We start from the raw sequence: 16,601 nt of genomic DNA, 5'->3' as shown, positions 1-16,601 counted from the left end.
CGGCGCCCCTCGGGGCGCCGTTTTCGTTTGCGCCGCCTCCCCTTTCGCTGCCCCCGGCAGCGGCCTAGATTCGCGCAATGCGAACAGACACAGCCCAGCCGCCCCGCCCGAAACATCTCGGCGACTATCAGCCGCCCGCCTTTCTGGTGGAGAAGGCGTCCCTCACCTTCGCGCTCGACCCCGAGGCGACCATCGTTACGGCCAAGCTCGCCCTGCGCCGCAACGAGGCCGCGCCCGCCGACGCGCCGCTCTGGCTGGATGGCGAGGCGCTGGAGCTGCTCGATCTCGCGATCGACGGACAGCCGCTCAATGCCGAAGACTACGCGGTGACGGCGGACGGTCTGAGCGTGAAGGCGGTGCCGGACCGCTTCGAGCTGACGACGCGGGTGCGCATCGCCCCGGCGGCGAACACCGCGCTTTCCGGACTCTACCTCTCCTCCGGCATGTTCTGCACGCAGTGCGAGGCCGAGGGCTTCCGCCGCATCACCTATTATCCCGACCGCCCGGACGTTCTGGCGCCGTTCGACGTCCGCATCGAGGCGCAGGACAGCGTTCCCGTCCTCCTGTCCAACGGCAATCCCGTGGGGGCGGGCAAGCTCGATGGCGGGCGCCATTTCGCCGAATGGTCGGACCCCCACCCCAAGCCGTCCTATCTCTTCGCGCTGGTCGGCGGCGAGCTGTCTCATGTCGAGGACCGGTTCACCACCGCCTCGGGCCGCGAGGTGACCTTGCGCGTCTTCGTTCAGGAGAAGGATCTCGGCCGCTGCGACTATGCGCTCGACGCGCTCAAGCGGGCCATGCACTGGGACGAGGAGGTCTTCGGCCGCGAATACGACCTCGACCTCTTCATGATCGTCGCCGTCGACCATTTCAATTTCGGCGCGATGGAGAACAAGGGGCTGAACATCTTCAACGCCTCCTGCGTGCTCGCGAGCCCCGAGACCGCGACGGACGCCGATTACGAGATGATCGAATCGATCGTCGCGCACGAATATTTCCACAACTGGTCGGGCAATCGCGTCACCTGCCGGGACTGGTTCCAGCTCTGCCTCAAGGAGGGCTTCACCGTCTTCCGCGACCAGGAATTCTCCGCCGATCAGCGCAGCAGGGCCGTGCAGCGGATCAAGGACGTCCGCAGGCTCTGGGCGCGGCAATTCCCCGAGGATGCCGGTCCCCTCGCCCACCCCGTGCGGCCGACCTCCTATCTCGCCATCGACAATTTCTATACGGCGACGGTCTACGACAAGGGCGCCGAACTCGTCCGCATGATGAAGGCGCTCATCGGGCCGGAGGATTTCCGGCGCGCGACGGATGCCTATTTCGAGCGCAATGACGGCACGGCCGCCACGGTCGAGGACTTCCTCTCCGCAATGGAAGAGGCCTCCGGCCGCGATCTCTCGCAATTCAGGCTCTGGTACGAGGCCGCCGGCACGCCGCGGCTCGCCCTCGAGGAAGAGACGCGCCAGACGCCGGACGGCTATGAGCACAGGCTGACCCTGCGCCAGTCGACCAGCGCCGCCGGCGAGGCCGTCAGCGATGCGCCGCGCCACATTCCCTTCCGCTTCGCGCTGATCGGCGAGGACGGCCCCCTGACCGGGGAGCAGCTGGTCGAGCTGACCGGCGAAGAGCAGGAGGTCGTGACCGAGGGTCTGACGGGCCGTCCCGTCGTCTCCGCCCTCAGGGGTTTCAGCGCGCCGGTGCGGCTCGATCGCCGACTGAGCCTCGAGGACCGCCTCCTCCTGCTGCGTCAGGAGACGGACAGCTTCGCGCGCTGGTCCGAGAGCCGCCAGCTGGCGCTCGACATCGCTTCGGCGCTGGCGGGCCTCGGCGATCTCGCCGAACCGGAGGAGACGGCTGCGCGCTATGCCGGCGCGCTCGGCGAGATCGCGCGCGAAAGCACGCTCGATCCTGCCTTCCGCGCCGAGATGCTGCGCCTGCCCTCGGTGACCGATCTCGCCCGCGTGGCGCCGGTCATCGACCCGGACGCGCTGACGCGGGGCCACGATGCGCTGAAGCGTCAGGTGGCGGCGGCGAATGCGAGCGATCTCTCGGCGCTCTACGATGGCCTGGCCCAGGACGAGCCCTATGCGCCGAGCGCGGAACAGGCGGGCCGCCGCGCCTTGCGCAACGAGGCGCTGCGCCTTCTCCTTGCGTCGGGAGAGGAAGAGGCTGCGGAGCGCGCCATGGCGCAGGCGGAGGCCGCCACGAACATGACGGACGAGGCGGCGGCGACGGCGGCGCTCGCTCTGGCCGACACGCCTTTGCGCCAGGCGGCGCTCGACCGCTTCTACGACCGCTGGCAGTCGGACCCGCTGGTCCTCAACAAATGGCTGGCCTGGCAGGCCGCCTATCCCGGAAAGACGGCGCTCGATGACATTCGTGCGCTGACGGAGCACGCGGCCTTCGATATCGGCAATCCCAACAAGGTCCGCGCGCTCATCGGGGTCTTCGCCACCGAGAACCTGCGGACGCTGCACCGGGCGGACGGAGAGGGCTATGCCTTCTTCTTCGACTTCGTGCGCAGGGTCGACGGGCTGAACCCGCAGGTCGCCTCGCGCCTGCTCACCGCCGCCGAGAGCTGGCAGCGCCTGGAGCCCGCGCGCAGAACGATGTTCGAGAATCAGCTCGCCGCCCTCCTTGGGGACAAGCTTTCCGACAACCTCTTCGAGACGGCCACAAGATTGTCGGCGAAACCCTCATCGGGACCGTGACAGCAGAACGAACAGCGGTATGATTCATGACGGCAGGGAAAGGACGCGGAATGGCGGAGGCAGGCGGCGCGAAACGGAGCGGGCTCAAGCCACTCCCGCCCCCGCGGCGCCTTGCGGCCCTCACCCTTGCCGTGCTCGGAGCCTGCCTCGGCCTGCTGCTCGTCCGGGCGATCGCCGATACGCGCGCAGCCGCAGAGCCGGATGAAGAGGCCGCGATGCTGGCCGCCGTCGAGGCGGCGGACGCTCTCGACGACCTGACGCCGCTGCCGCGGAACGATCCGCAAGCGGCGCGGCGGGTGAAGCCGCTCCTGTCCTCTGCGGCCGGTCCGGGCGGCGTGGCCTATATCCTCGACCGGCAGGGCAATCCCTTCCTCTATGGCGGCCACGCCTCGGGCCTGTCTCTCCGGCCCGAGAACATTTCCTCCGACATGCTCATGCGCCCGGATGTCGCCCGGCTGACGCTGGACGGCCAGGAGGTGGTCGCTGCTTGGCGCAGTATCGGCGGGGGCCAGCACCTCGCCGTGCTCCGGCCCTATGACGCAGGCGGCCTCCTGCCGGTCTGGCTGCCCCATGCGCTTGCGGCGCTGGCGCTCACGCTCCTGACGGGGGCGCTCCTGACGGCGCTCAAGCGTTATGCCGACCGCGAGGCGCATGATGCGCGCGAGCGGGCCCTCCTGCTCGAGCGCCTGCTCGGTCCCGAGCGGGCCGGCTGCGGCGTCTGGCGCGCGGATGCCGACACGATCACCCTGCCCGCTGCGCTGAACACCGCGCTCGGTCATCCCCGGGCGGACCGCAAGCTGGAGAAGGCGGCCATCCGCGAGGTCGTGCACGACAAGGACACGGCACGGGCGCTGCTCATCACATCCCCCTCGGACGAGCTCGAGGAGGCGCGCCTGCGCCTGAAGGTCAGCGACGGGAGCTGGCAGCATGTCTATCTGCGCGTGCTGTCACGCATGGCCGGAGTGACCGAAGGCATCGCCCTGCCGGTCTCCGATGCGGGCCTCGACGATGGCCGCTCGCGGCAGCTGATCCAGCGCCTGCGCGAGACGCTGGAGGCGCTGCCGCACGCCTTCCTGCTGTGGGACGCCTATGGCAAGCTCGTCGCCTGGAACGACGAATTCCGCGTGATCTTCGACGTCGCCTCCGAAGCGATCCACGAAGGCCAGACGGTGGCCGAGCTCGGCGCCGCCTGCGGCATCAGCGAGCGCTACCTGCGCGAATATTTCGCGCCGCCCGAAGAAGCCAGCGCGACCATCGAGGCGGCGTTCCCCGACGAGCGGGTGATGCGCATCGTCCGCCGCCGGACGATCGGAGACGGCTGGGTCTGCATCGGCACCGATATCACCGATGCCCGCGCCGATGCCGAGGAGAGCGCGCGCAAGAAGCGCGAGCTCCAGATGACGGTCGACATCCTGGAGAAGTCGCGCGCAGAGCTTCGCGAGGCCATGCGCGGCTATCAGACCGAGAAGGCCCGCGCGGAAGAGGCGAACCGGTCCAAATCCGAGTTCCTCGCCAATATGAGCCACGAGCTGCGCACGCCGCTCAACGCGATCAACGGTTTCTCCGCGCTGATGCAGTCCGAGCTCTACGGGCCGCTCGGCCATGACAAGTACCGCGAATACATTTCCGACATCCTCGAATCCGGACAGCACCTCCTCGCCCTGATCGAGGACATTCTCGACCTCTCCAAGATCGAGGCCGGACGGCTCGAGCTGAACTTCGCGCAGACCGATCTCGAACGGCTGCTCCAGGAGGCGCTGCGCCTGGTCGAGCCGCAGGCGCGCGAATCGGACATCCGCGTGCATGCGGTGATCGATCACGTGCCCTCGGTCTGGGGCGATGCCCGCGCCATCAAGCAGGTGCTGGTGAACCTTCTGTCCAATGCGGAGAAGTTCACGCCCGAAGGCGGCACGGTGACCGTCACCACGCAGGCCGACCTCGACACCGTCACCGTGCTGATCGCCGATACCGGCGTCGGGATCGCCGCCGACCAGATCGAGCGGCTCGGCGCGCCCTTCGAGCTGATCGAGGATCATTTCGCGACCAAGCGGCGCGGCTCCGGCCTCGGCCTCGCCCTGTCGAAATCGCTCATCGAGGCGCAGACGGGCGTCCTGGCCATCGCGAGCGAAGTCGGACGCGGCACGGTCGTCGCCTTCACCCTGCCCCGGCGCCGCGGCGCGCGCGGACGGGTCCCGGCCCTTCTCGCTGGCAAGGGCCGCATCCTGACCAAGCCGCCCGAGCCTGCCGAGCGCAGCGGCGTCATGCAGCCCTTCGCCGAGCGCGCGGCGGGCTGACGCCGCAGGCCTTCAGGGCAGCAGCGTCGTGAACAGGCCTTCCACCTCGTCCTGCGCCGAAGCGATCGCTTCCTCGATCGGACCGTCCGCGCCCGTCAGCTTTTCGAGCCGCACACGCTGCGCGGGGCTCAGGCCCCGCGGTTGCTCCTGTCCGAAGGTCGCGCGCATGAACTGGATGACCGCTTCGAAGAGGTCATAGGCGCGCAGCAGCGTTTTGGCGGCATCAGGGCCGAGCCGTCCGGCCTCGCCTGCGGCCTTCAGGCTGTCCGGCGTCGCCCTCGGCGAGGGCGCGCCCGATGTGAGCGCGAAATACTGCGCCAGGAAATCGATATCCGTCAGCCCCCCATCCATCCGCTTGACGTCGAAGGGTCCGCGCGGCGGCTGTCCTTCGGCCAGGCGCTGGCGCATGTCGCGGACGGCCGCCGCCGTGGCGTCCGGGTCGCGCGACGCGATCAGCCTCTGGGTGATGATGTCGTCGAGGCGCTCTTCGAGCTGCGGCTCCGCGCGCACGATGCGCGCCTTGGTCAGCGCCATCGCCTCCCAGACCCGCGCCGTCTCCTCGTAATAGCGCGAAAAGGCCTCGACCGAGACCGCGGCCGGTCCGGCCCCGCCCGAGGGGCGGAGCTTCATGTCGACCTCGTAGAGTTCGCCCTCCGCCGTCGGCACCGAAAGCGCCGTCACCAGCCGCCGCACCCGCTTGAGCACGGCCGCGGCTTCCAGGGGCGGCGCATCGTAGACGAAGACGAGGTCGAGATCGGAGGCCGCCGTCAGCCGCTGCGTGCCGTAGCGGCCGAAAGCGAGAATCGCCAAGGGGGCGTCCGTGTCAGCTCCGCGCCCGCGCAGATCCTCATCCACCGCATCGGCAAGGACGTCGACGGCCTGATCGGCGAGATCGCTCAAAGCGCGCGCCGTGGCCGGAACATCGGCCCGGGCCAGCGTCAGCTCCGCAGAGCGGCGCAGCCGCTCCTCCCGGACGCGGCGCCGGACGGTATCCATGGCCTCCTCGAGGCCGATCCCGGCGGGCAGCGAAAGCGGCGGCAGCGTGTCGTCCTCGAGCAGCGCCTCGACCAGGGCGGGCCTCTTGCCCATGCGCATGGCGAGGTCCGGCGATGCGGCGCAGAGCGCGATCACATCGTCCATCACCTCCGGATTGGCCGTGAACAGGGAGAAGAGCTGCAAGCCGCTCGGCAGGAGGCGGAGAAACGCATCGAACGCCCTGAACGCGGCATCGGGTTCGCCCTGCTCTGCGATGGTGCCCAGAAGGCGCGGGACGAGCCCGGTCAGAACCTCCCGCGCCTTGACGGAGCGGGCGGCGGGAATGCTGCCCTGATGCCAGCTGCGGATCGCGCCGGCGACGGCCGAAGGCTCGCCGAAGCCCATGCGGGAGAGCGTCTCGATCGTGCGCGGATCGTCCTCGACGCCGGTGAAGACGAGGCTGCCGGGCGGCGCCTCTTCGGGTTCGGGCGCCTCGAAGAGTTCCGCATAGGCATCGTGGATGGCGACGAGTTCCCGCTCGACCAGCCCTTCGAAGGCATCCAGATCCGCGCAGTCCATCATCACCGCCAGGGCGGCCCGCGCCTGTTTGTCGGCGGGAATGGTCTGGGACGGATTGTCGTGGCGCATCTGGATGCGGTGCTCGACATCGCGAAGCGTCGTATAGGCCTCGGATAGCCGGGCCGCCGTCGCCGCGTCGATCTGGCCTGCCGCCGCGAGCGCCGACAGCGCGTCCAGCGTCGCAGGCGCCCGCAGTTCCGGCGCGCGTCCGCCGAAGATGAGCTGCTGGGTCTGCACGAAGAACTCGACCTCGCGGATGCCGCCGGGTCCGAGCTTCACGTCGCCGCCGGCCGCGACGATGTCCGGATTGCCCTTGCGGGCGTGGATCTGCTTCTTGACCGCGTGGATGTCGCTGATCGCCGCGTAGTCGAGCGTCCGGCGCCAGACGAAGGGCGCGATCATCCGCAGATATTCGGCCCCCACCGCCCGGTCTCCGGCGCAGGCGCGCGCCTTGATATGGGCGGCCCGTTCCCAGTTCTGCCCATAGGTCTCGTAATAGCGCTCCGCCCGCTCGAGGCTGACGGCGAGCGGCGTGGTGGAGGGGTCGGGGCGCAGCCGCAGATCGGTGCGGAAGACATAGCCCTCCGGCGTCTGATCGCTCAGGACCGAGAGGAGAGCCTGCGCCGCGCGCACCGCCGCCGCCTTCGCTCCCATCCGGTCGTCCGGACCGAGCACCATGCGCTCGGGATCGTAGACGACGATCAGGTCGATGTCGGAGGAGTAGTTCAGCTCCCGCGCGCCGAGCTTGCCCATGGCGATCGCCGACAGGCCGGGCACGGGGCCGCTTTCGGGCAGAGGAATGTCGGCCTTGCGCAGCTGGGCGACCTCTTCCCAGGCGGCCCTCAACGCGCCTTCGACGCAGGCATCGGCGAAATCCGACAGGCTGCGCGTGACCTTGGTCATCGGCCAGAGGCCGGACAGGTCCGTCAGCGCAAGGAGGAGCGCCATCTCCGCCTTCGCCGCCCGCAGGCGCGAGCGCGGCTCGCCCTCTCCGCCCGCGGCCTTCGCCAGAAGATGGGCGAGGCTGTCTTCGGCGGGCCGCGCGAGGCACCGCGCGCAGGCAGGCCGGCTCAGAAGGCTTCGGAGATAGGGGGCGGCGGTGCCGACCCCCCTCAGGAAATCTGCGACGGCCGCATCCGCGTCGAAGGCATGCTGCCAGGCCGTCCCGCCCTGTCCCAGCCGCACCAGCGCCTTCCCGCGCCCGCGAGACAGGCAGGAGGAAATCTCTTCGGCAAGAGTGCTCATCCCCGCGAGCTAGCGCAGGCGCGGAGAGGAGGCGAGGGCCGGGCGTCTATTTGGTGCCGGCAGCCGCCTTGAGGTTCGAGGCCGGACGGAAGCGCAGGCTCTTGGACGCCTTGATCTTGATCTCCTCGCCCGTCTGCGGATTGCGCCCCTTGCGGGCGGCCCGCTTGGTGATCGTGAAGGTGCCGAAGGTCCCGATCGTGTACTTGCCTTCCTTCTTGTGCTTCTTGAGGCCCTTCTCGATCTCTCCGAAGACCAGTTCGACCATACGCTTGGCTTCGGCATTGCTCATGTCGCCGGCCTTGGCGACATTCTCCACGAACTGCGCCTTGCTCATTCTCGTCTCTCCTCGCTGAGTGCAGCATCAAGCTTCACAGCGAAGGAAGACGTGATTTTCTCGTCTTTGCAAGCCGTTTTCTTCGGCTTCTCAGGCCTTTGCTTGCCCCACCGGCACGGATTTCGCCGCCGCGGGACGCGAGGTCTTGCCGGGCTTGGGCGCAGGCACGGCCGGCGGGAAGGCGATCCTGACCCCGAGGCCGTAGGCGGACGGAGCCACGAGCCCTTGCGGATCCTTCTCGTGCGGCAGGCCCCGGCCGATGGAGAGCTGCGCATTGTGACGCCGGGCGATGGCCGAGACGAGCGAGAGGCCAAGGCCGTTCCCGGCCGTGGAGCGGCTTCTTTCGAGCCGGACGAAACGCTGCAGGATCCGCTCCTGATCGGCTTCCGAGACGCCCGGTCCATTGTCCATGACGGACAGGAGGACGCCGCCATCGGGCCTCGGCGCCACCGTCAGCTCGATCGTCGGCGTGATCGCGCTGTCCTCCGAGCGGCGGGCATATTTGAGCGCGTTGTCCAGGAGATTGGCGATGGCCTGGGAGATCAGCTCGCGGGACCCCAGGACGACCGGCGCCGGCTTGATGTTCCCGACCAGAACGAAGCCGTCATCCTGCGCGGCGGGCTCATAGAGTTCGAGCAGTTCCTCGGCGACGGCCGTCACGTCGACGGGCACCTTGGTCCCACCGCCCTCGCCCGATTCGATGCGCGTGATCGACAGGAGCGCGTTGAAGGTCGCCAGCAGCCGTTCGACATCGGTCGTGGTCTGATCGAGCACGGCGGCCCTGTCGGCGGAGGGATCGTTGAGGGCCGATTCGAGCCGCGCCTTGATCCGGGTCAGCGGCGAGCGGAGATCGTGCGCGATATTGTCCGAGACCTGGCGCATGCCGGTCATCAGGCGCTCGATCTGGTCGAGCATGGCGTTGATGTTGTCGGACAGCGTGTCGAACTCGTCCCCCGAGCCTGACAGCGAGATGCGGCGGGTCAGGTCGCCGTCGCGGATCGCGCGCACGGTACGCCCGATATTGTCGACGCGCCGGAGGAAGGCGCCCGAATAGATCGAGCCGAGGATGAGGCCGAGCAGCAAGGTCAGCCCGCCGATCCGGATGATGACCGTCTGCGCGTCCTGCCGGATCCGCGCGATGTCGCGGATGTCGCGCGCGGCGAGGATGATGGCGCGGATCTGCCCGCCATCGGAACTGCGATAGATGAAGTTGGCGACGCGCCCGACGGCGGGACGCGTGCTGAACACCACCTGCCCCGCCTCGTTCACGGTGCGGGCGGTATAGTCGAATTCGAACATGCCCTGCGCCCCGAGCATTTCGGGCGGCGGGTTGGGCAGATCGGAGGAGAGTACCCGCACGGGCGGGCCGACGAGGACGACCATGTAGAGGGCGCCGTCCTTGACCACTTTGAGGCGGCTGACCTCGGTATTGACCTTGGCGAGGCCCGCGAGGCCGTCCGTGCCCGCGCTGCGATTGATCTCGGCGAGATAGGTCAGCTCGTCGATCAGCTCCTGATCGAGGCGGTCCATGGTCTGGCCGAGGGTCGAGGCGTAGACGAAATAACCGATGCCGAGCACGGACAGCACGAAGAAGGCCGTGTAGATCAGGGTATAACGGAAGGCGGATGTGCGGAGCAGGCGGGGAATGAGCCCGAGCCGGGTCAGCCCCCGCCTTTGTCCGTCGCCCTCCAATGCGTCCTCAGTCTTCGTCGGTCAGCGTGTAGCCAGCGCCGCGCACGGTCTTGAGGAGCGGCTTGTCGAAGCCCTTGTCGATCTTGGAGCGCAGACGCGAGATGTGCACGTCGATGACGTTGGTCTGGGGGTCGAAGTGATATTCCCAGACATTCTCGAGCAGCATGGTCCGCGTGACGACCTGGCCAGAGTGGCGCAGGAGATATTCGAGAAGCCGGAATTCGCGCGGCTGGAGGTCGATCTTGCGGCCGCCCCGCCGCACGGTGCGCGACAGGATGTCCATTTCGAGATCGGCGACCGAGAACTTGGTCTGGATGTTCTGCGGCCCGCGCCTGCGGCCCAGCGCCTCGACCCGCGCGATCAGCTCGGAAAAGGCGTAGGGCTTGACGAGATAGTCGTCGCCGCCCGCCTGTAGCCCCGCGACGCGGTCATCGACCTCGCCCAGCGCCGACAGGAAGAGCGCAGGCGTCTCGTCGCCCTCGGCCCGGCGCTGTTCGAGCATGGTCAGCCCGTCCATCCCCGGCAGCATGCGGTCGATGACATAGGCGTCGTAGCCGCCGTTCTCGGACATGTTCTTGCCGGTGTCGCCGTCGAGCGCATGGTCGACGGCGTGCCCCGCTTCGCGCAAACCCTTGACCACAAAGGTCGCGGCATCGGCGTCGTCCTCTACAACAAGGATTCGCATGAAGACCTCCTTGATCCCGTGTCCGTGCGAACAGTCCCGGGGCTAAGCCGGTTCGCCCGGCAAGTGTAGCGCGGCGTGCAGGCGGCGAGGCCCGCACGCCGGCGCTTCGCGATCAGTCGCCGCTGCCGACGGGCAGAGCGCGGAAGTCGCGGCCCTGCGGGGTGACCACCCGCACGAGCACGGCCTCCTTGCCGCGGTCGCGCGCCGCCTCGACGGCGCGCTCCACGTCGCGGACGCTGGCGACCTCGCGATTGTCCGCCTCGGTGATGATCATGCCGGGACGGATGCCCGCTTCGCTCGCTTCGGATTCGACCGAGACATCGGTGACGAGCACGCCGGTCACGTCCTCCTCGAGGCCGAGCCGCTCGCGGACCGCATCGTTGAGCGGCGCGAAGGTGACGCCGAGGCTGTCGGCGAGACGGTCGTCGCCCTCGGGCTCCTGCCGGCCGAGCGCCGCAGCGACGACGTCGTCCTCGCGGCGTTCCAGCCGGACATTGAGCGTCTCTTCCTCGCCTGCGCGCAGCAGCCGGACCTTCGTGCGTTCGCCCGGCGCGGCGCGGCCGACGGCGCGGGTCAGCGCCGTGGCGGAGTCGACATCCTGGCCATTGAAGCTCAGCAGGACGTCGCCTTCCTGGATGCCCGCCTTGTCCGCAGGCGACCCTTCGGTCACCGTGCCGACGAGAGCGCCCTTGGCTTCGTCGAGGCCGACGGCCGAGGCGAGGCGCGCATCGAGGTCGCGGATGCCGACGCCGAGCCAGCCGCGCGTCACGCTGCCGCTCTCGATGATCTGCTCGGTCACATCGGCCGCGACCTCGGCCGGAACGGCGAGGCCGATGCCCACATTGCCGCCGGTCGGCGAGATGATCGCGGTGTTCACGCCGACGACATTGCCCTGAAGGTCGAAGGTCGGGCCGCCCGAATTGCCCCTGTTGATCGAGGCGTCGATCTGGATGAAGTCCGCATACTGACCGCCGCGGTCATCCCCGCCGATGGCCGAGACGATGCCAGAGGTCACCGAGCCGCCAAGGCCGAACGGGTTGCCGACGGCCAGGACGTAATCCCCCACCCGCAGGTCGGCATTGGGCGAGAAATTGACGTAGCGCTGGTCCGAGGACGGCTTGACCTTCAGGACGGCGATATCGGTGGAAGGGTCGGTGCCGACGAGCTCGGCCACGAGCTCGGTCCCGTCGTAAAGGACGGCGATGATCTCGTCCGCGCCCTCGACCACGTGGTTGTTCGTGACGATGTGCCCGTTCGCGTCGATGAAGAAGCCCGAGCCTTCGCCCGTCGCCTGGCGCGGCATGCCGTCGCCGCGGCCGCGAAGCTGCGGGAACATGCGCTCGAATTCAGGCGGCAGCTGCGAGTAGCGGGCCTCGACCTCCTTGGTCGTGCGGATCGAGACGACAGCCGGGCTGACGTCCTCGACCAGGTCGGCGAAGGAAAGCTGCTGGATGAAGCCGGGATCGGGGCGCATCAGCTGCGGCTCGCCCTGTTCGCTCTGGGCGGAGGCGAAAGGCATGCTGCCCAGCGTGAAGGCGCCGAGCGCGAAGGCGCCGACGGATGCGATGAGAGTCTTGTGGAGCTGTGAGGTCTTCATGGGGGGAGCGTGTCTCCTGCTGACTGCCGTTACGGGGCTATGTGGAGATGTTGTGGCAGGTGGGAACTTACGGGGAACTGTCTCGGCACTTAAACCTCGGTAAGTCATGCGCCCAAGGAAGGAAGACCTCTACGATGCCTCCCGCATGAGTTGTTCGCGGGGGTCGGCCTGTTTACCTTGCCAGTCCTTCACGAAGGCTTCGAGCGCGGCATCAGGCTCTTCGGGCAGCACGATGCGGGTCCTGGCGAGGAGGTCGCCATGGGTGCCCTTCTTGTTGTTCTTCAGCCCCTTGCCGCGCAGGCGGAAGGTCGTCCCGGAGCTCGTATTGGCAGGAACGCGGATCGCGACGGCGCCGCCAGGGGTCGGGATCTCGACCTTGCTGCCAAGGATCGCCTCCTTGAGGGTGACCGGCACGTCGATGGTCAGATCGTCGCCATCGGCCTTGAAGTGGGGGTGCGAGCGCACCGACACCTCGACGAAGACGTCGCCCGCCGGTCCGCCATAGCTGCCCGGATTGCCGCGCCCGCGCAGGCGCAGGGTCTGCCCGTCGCGCAGGCCTTCGGGGATGTTGACGTCGATGGTCTTCCCGTCGGGCAGGCTGACGCGCTTGGTCGCGCCGCGCGCCGCCTCCAGGAAATCGACCGTGAGGCGGTAGCGGATGTCGCGCCCCTTCTGCGCCCGCGGCGCCCGGCCGCGCGAGCCGCCGCCGCCCTGCCCGAAGAGGTCGGCGAAGATATCGCCGATATCGTCGAAATTGCCCGAGCCGCCGCCCTGTCCGCGATAGCCGCCCGTGCGCCCGCCGAACGGGCCGCCACCGCCGCCATTGCCGAAGGGATTCCCGCCGCGGCCGAAGCCGCTCATGCGCTCATTGCCGTCCGCATCGATCTCGCCGCGGTCGAAGCGCTTCCGCTTCTCCTCGTCGCCGACGATGTCGAAAGCGGCCGAGACCGCCTTGAAGCGGTCCTCTGCCGACTTGTTCCCCTGGTTCCGGTCGGGGTGATATTGCTTGGCGAGCTTGCGATAGGCCTTGCGGATCTCATCCGCCGAGGCCTGCCGCCCGACGCCGAGCACGCTATAGGGGTCCTGAGCCAATCGTTGTCTCTCACCTTGAAGATCGTTTGGCGCTTATCTCGGCAAAGCGGCCCGAGTTTCAAGGCGCAGCATCGGGATTGGCGCGTCACAGCGCAAGCCGCGCGGCCCGTCCCGGCCCCGTCACCGCAGAGATCTGCTGCACGCGCAGCTCGTCCGCGCCTGCCGGATCGACGAGCGCGTCGGGCTGGCCGCTTTCGAAGGCCGAGATTTCCTTCCCGCCGCTCCAGAGGCTCACGCGGTAGCGCTCCTGCGCTTCGCCGAGCGGCACATCGGCCGCCCAGGCATCCCCGCCCATGCGCGTGCGCCGGGTCCAGCGCACGCGCAGCTGCGCGCCTTCGGGCGCTGCGCGGAGATGGCAGGGCGCGAAGGGCCGGACGCTGGCTCCTTCGAGGCGCACCGGCATCTCGCGATAGGGAAAGGCGCCGGGCGCCGCCCCTGCGGGCCCTGCCTGCCAGTCCCCTTCGCGCCCCAGCCAGTCTGGCGGCAGGGGCGCAGAGACGGCGCCGGCGAGGAAAACGGCCCGCGCGCCGACCAGCGCGCCTGCCGCGGCCTCTTCTTCGGTGCCGCGAAGGCCGCGCAAGAGGCGGCTCAGGCGCCAGGTGCCGTCGGGCCGCAGCTCGGCATCGGCATGGGACAGGATCTCCCAGCCGCCATTCGCGCTCTCGACCGCGATCCGTCCCGCGCCGCCGAGAACCGCCGCCGGATCGAGGCTGGCGACGCTGCCTTTCGGCAGATGCAGCGACAGGACCGAGGCGCGGTCCCAGCGGGAGGTGACGCCCGGCGCGAGCGGGGCCGTCAGGCGGCCCATGAGCGCAGGCGCCTCGAGACGCCCAGCCTCGGGTGCCGCATCGCCCTGACCGGCCAGGACGAGGACGGCCCCCGGCCACGGCTCGGCGAAGGCGGCGGCGTGCAGGAACAGGCCGTCCCGACCATCCGGCAGGATCGGCAGGTCCATCACCGCTGCGCTGACCGGCCCCGCCACCACGGGCGCGGCAGCGGTGCTGCCCGACAGGCCCGTATAGCGCGGAGAAAAGAGCCCGGGGTCGGTGAGAACGCCTTCGACCTCACGCCAGGGGCCGTCCGCGATCTGCGTCAGGCGAAGGGGCCGCATGCCCTCCACGGCCAGGACGTCCGACGGCTCGATCGCCAGCGCGTCCGGCGGGAGCGCGAAGCGGGCCGTCTCGGCCTGCGCGGCGGCTTCGGCGAGAAGCGTCGCGAGCCGGCCCTCCGCCTCGCCCTGCTCCAGGACCACGGCCGTGTCGATCCGCCCTTCCGCGCGCCCGCCGCCAGGCATGTCGGCGGAAGCGAGGCCGGGGCGATAGTCGGAGAGGCCGTCGGTATAGCTCAGCGACAGCCGCGCCGGCATCTCCTCGCCCTGCGCGGCATGAACCGTGAGCAGCGGCTCGCCCGTATCGACGAGATCGCCGCTTGCGATGCCGACCGAAGCCTCGCCCGTGCGCGGCGTCACCACCAGCACGCCCTCCCGCTCGACCGCGTCGAGCTGGTAGAGGTCGAAGAGCGGCTGGAGCGCATTGCGCGCCGCCATCGGCCGGTCGATCACATAGCCCGTCACGAGCGCCGTGCAGGCCGACGCATCGATCGCGTGGAGCCCTGCGCGCCGCGCCAGATCCTCGATCAGCGCGGAGAGCGGGACCCGTCCCGCACGGCCGTTCAGCCAGTGGCCATAGGTCCAGTTCTCCGCATCGCTCCACACGCTCTTGCGCACGGGGAAGTCCGGGAAGGGCCGCGCATCCCATGTGTAGAGGAAGATATGGTCCGTGCTGACCATCGGCCCGCCATAGACCGGCGAGACGGGATTGTTCTCTTCCTCGGCCCAGAAGCTCAGATGCGCTTCGAGGAAGCGCCGCTGGATCAGGTCGTCGCGATTGCCGTCGGAGTGATGGGGCCGCGCGGATTCGGAGGATTTGGGGTCGAGGAACACGTTGGGCTGGTTCGCGCCCTTGTCGACGGCGCTCGATCCGAGCTCGTCCGCCCACGCCGTATCGTGCTGGTGCCCGCGCAGGCCGTCGGGGTCGTCGGCGGAGAAGACATGCGCCTCCGCCCCGTTCGGCCAGACGAGCCTGTGCCGGGAGGGCTCATAGCTGGGCCGCTCCTCGGGCAGGCCGACATTGGACAGGCCCGAGGGCCCGTCGATCATCACCTCGCGCGCGTCCTCATAGGTCTCGCCGACCAGCGCGATGCGGCGGGCGCCGTCGCGGACACACTGGGCGATCCACTCCGCCCCCGTCCGCGTCTTGCCCGCGCCCCGGCCGCCGAGGACCAGCCAGGTCGTCCAGTCGCCCTCAGGCGTCTCCTGATCCGTCCTTGCCCAGGGATGCCAGCCATGCGCCAGTCGGCTCAATCCCTCGCTCTGCAAGGCGTCGAGCAAGTTCGGATCGCCCGAGACGATCTGCATGGCGAACCAGTCGGCGATGAAGCTCTTGTCGAAGGCGCTCGGTATCGTCTCGATCGGGTGTATGATGGTCAATCTTGCTATCCACGCTCAGGATCTTCTCTATGTTGGCGCGGTGTACGGACAGGATCCGCCCGCGCTTCTCCGCGAGCGCGACCTGCTCGGGCACCGTCCAGTCCAGCTCGGACAGCATGGCCGCCTGATCGACCAGCAGCGTCACCGCGCTGGCCTGCAGGAACTCCGCTTCTGCGCTCAAGGAGCCGCTCCTTCCCTTCGTTCACGGAAGAGAAGGTTAGGAGGTCAGGGCGTGGCGGGGATAAGTTTGGTGGGCTAAGGCAAGGGCGCAGAGCGCGGGGGAAGAGGCATGCCGACCAGCGATGGCATCACCGATGCCGATTGGGATGTCCTGAAGGATATCGCTTGGGAGATGTTCCACGCGCTGCAGCAGGACTGCGACGACAGCCTGCTGCGCCAGCGCCTCTTCGTCACGCTGGACCGGTTCGAACGGAAATATGGACGTTTGCCGTCCCTGCTCATCACACGAGCGGATTTTACCGAGGATGACAGCCTGCCGGAACGGCTGCTGAAGGAAGCGTTCGTCACGGCGGAAGAACTGGGGGACGTCGAGGGTCAGGTGTCGGCCATCGACTCGCTGGCGAGCCACTACCTCTCTACCAACCGAGAGGCATCCCTCGTCGGTTTCTGGCTGGACAGAATGGAGAAGCTCCTCGAGGGTTTCGATGACGATGACTTCAAGAAAAATCTCACCGAAATGCGGCAGTCCAATACATATCCGCATATATAGGACATTGCATTACTAATCTCATTTCTATTAGAGTGAACGCAATTCGTTATATCGGTCGTCATGAACCGATACAACCTCACCCAGAATGAGCTCTAAGTCCGACCAGAACTCGCTGCCGGGCAAGAAATCGACCGGTTCAGCAAAAAGAGCGATATATATAGACAACCCCCCGCCTGGGT

Annotated in this window: 10 protein-coding genes; 3 read left to right on the top strand and 7 right to left on the bottom strand. The window is 68.5% G+C overall.

Annotated elements, in window-relative coordinates; all coding sequences use genetic code 11:
* Nucleotides 1–77 precede the first annotated feature (77 nt).
* Nucleotides 78–2,711, top strand: a complete 2,634-nt coding sequence (pepN, locus tag IE88_RS0109630; protein WP_031553674.1) for an aminopeptidase N — start codon at nucleotides 78–80, stop codon at nucleotides 2,709–2,711.
* Between the two features lie 50 nt (nucleotides 2,712–2,761).
* Complete coding sequence (locus IE88_RS17360) at nucleotides 2,762–5,005, top strand: sensor histidine kinase (RefSeq protein ID WP_051881844.1); 2,244 nt, start codon at nucleotides 2,762–2,764, stop codon at nucleotides 5,003–5,005.
* A 12-nt stretch (nucleotides 5,006–5,017) separates the two neighbouring features.
* Here the strand turns inward: IE88_RS17360 and IE88_RS0109620 are convergent, their stop codons facing one another.
* From IE88_RS0109620 to IE88_RS0109590, 7 genes are all read right to left on the bottom strand, one after another.
* Nucleotides 5,018–7,804 (bottom strand): bifunctional [glutamine synthetase] adenylyltransferase/[glutamine synthetase]-adenylyl-L-tyrosine phosphorylase, encoded by a 2,787-nt coding sequence (locus tag IE88_RS0109620; RefSeq protein WP_081871579.1) that lies wholly within the window; start codon nucleotides 7,802–7,804, stop codon nucleotides 5,018–5,020.
* A gap of 46 nt (nucleotides 7,805–7,850) precedes the next feature.
* On the bottom strand, nucleotides 7,851–8,138 hold the full coding sequence (locus tag IE88_RS0109615; protein WP_031553665.1) for an HU family DNA-binding protein: 288 nt from the start codon (nucleotides 8,136–8,138) through the stop codon (nucleotides 7,851–7,853).
* Between the two features lie 90 nt (nucleotides 8,139–8,228).
* The gene (locus tag IE88_RS0109610; protein ID WP_051881840.1) at nucleotides 8,229–9,830 is read right to left on the bottom strand and encodes a sensor histidine kinase; all 1,602 of its coding nucleotides are present in this window, start codon (nucleotides 9,828–9,830) and stop codon (nucleotides 8,229–8,231) included.
* 7 nt (nucleotides 9,831–9,837) lie between these two features.
* Nucleotides 9,838–10,515, bottom strand: coding sequence for a response regulator transcription factor (locus IE88_RS0109605; RefSeq protein ID WP_031553661.1), 678 nt, complete (start codon nucleotides 10,513–10,515; stop codon nucleotides 9,838–9,840).
* 112 nt (nucleotides 10,516–10,627) lie between these two features.
* Nucleotides 10,628–12,112: a Do family serine endopeptidase gene (locus IE88_RS0109600; RefSeq protein WP_031553659.1), complete on the bottom strand. Its 1,485-nt coding sequence runs from the start codon at nucleotides 12,110–12,112 to the stop codon at nucleotides 10,628–10,630.
* 129 nt (nucleotides 12,113–12,241) lie between these two features.
* The gene (locus IE88_RS0109595) at nucleotides 12,242–13,204 is read right to left on the bottom strand and encodes a DnaJ C-terminal domain-containing protein (protein ID WP_031553656.1); all 963 of its coding nucleotides are present in this window, start codon (nucleotides 13,202–13,204) and stop codon (nucleotides 12,242–12,244) included.
* 85 nt (nucleotides 13,205–13,289) lie between these two features.
* Nucleotides 13,290–15,692, bottom strand: a complete 2,403-nt coding sequence (locus IE88_RS0109590; protein WP_031553654.1) for a baseplate megatron protein TIM-barrel domain-containing protein — start codon at nucleotides 15,690–15,692, stop codon at nucleotides 13,290–13,292.
* A gap of 289 nt (nucleotides 15,693–15,981) precedes the next feature.
* Here IE88_RS0109590 and IE88_RS0109580 point away from each other — a divergent pair, with 289 nt between their 5' ends.
* Nucleotides 15,982–16,422: a hypothetical protein gene (locus IE88_RS0109580; RefSeq protein ID WP_031553650.1), complete on the top strand. Its 441-nt coding sequence runs from the start codon at nucleotides 15,982–15,984 to the stop codon at nucleotides 16,420–16,422.
* The last annotated feature ends 179 nt before the right edge of the window (nucleotides 16,423–16,601 follow it).

The sequence above is a fragment of the Parvularcula oceani genome (genome assembly GCF_000733125.1).
Classification (GTDB): domain Bacteria; phylum Pseudomonadota; class Alphaproteobacteria; order Caulobacterales; family Parvularculaceae; genus Parvularcula; species Parvularcula oceani.
The sequence above is the reverse complement of the archived record's forward strand: the minus strand, read 5'-3'. Positions and strand labels throughout refer to the sequence as shown.

Coding starts and splice junctions, on each gene's coding strand:
- IE88_RS0109605 (WP_031553661.1), bottom strand. CDS start 10,515: ATGCGAATCCTTGTTGTAGAGGACGACGCCGATGCCGCGACCTTTGTG.
- IE88_RS17360 (WP_051881844.1), top strand. CDS start 2,762: ATGGCGGAGGCAGGCGGCGCGAAACGGAGCGGGCTCAAGCCACTCCCG.
- IE88_RS0109620 (WP_081871579.1), bottom strand. CDS start 7,804: ATGAGCACTCTTGCCGAAGAGATTTCCTCCTGCCTGTCTCGCGGGCGC.
- IE88_RS0109580 (WP_031553650.1), top strand. CDS start 15,982: ATGCCGACCAGCGATGGCATCACCGATGCCGATTGGGATGTCCTGAAG.
- pepN (WP_031553674.1), top strand. CDS start 78: ATGCGAACAGACACAGCCCAGCCGCCCCGCCCGAAACATCTCGGCGAC.
- IE88_RS0109600 (WP_031553659.1), bottom strand. CDS start 12,112: ATGAAGACCTCACAGCTCCACAAGACTCTCATCGCATCCGTCGGCGCC.
- IE88_RS0109615 (WP_031553665.1), bottom strand. CDS start 8,138: ATGAGCAAGGCGCAGTTCGTGGAGAATGTCGCCAAGGCCGGCGACATG.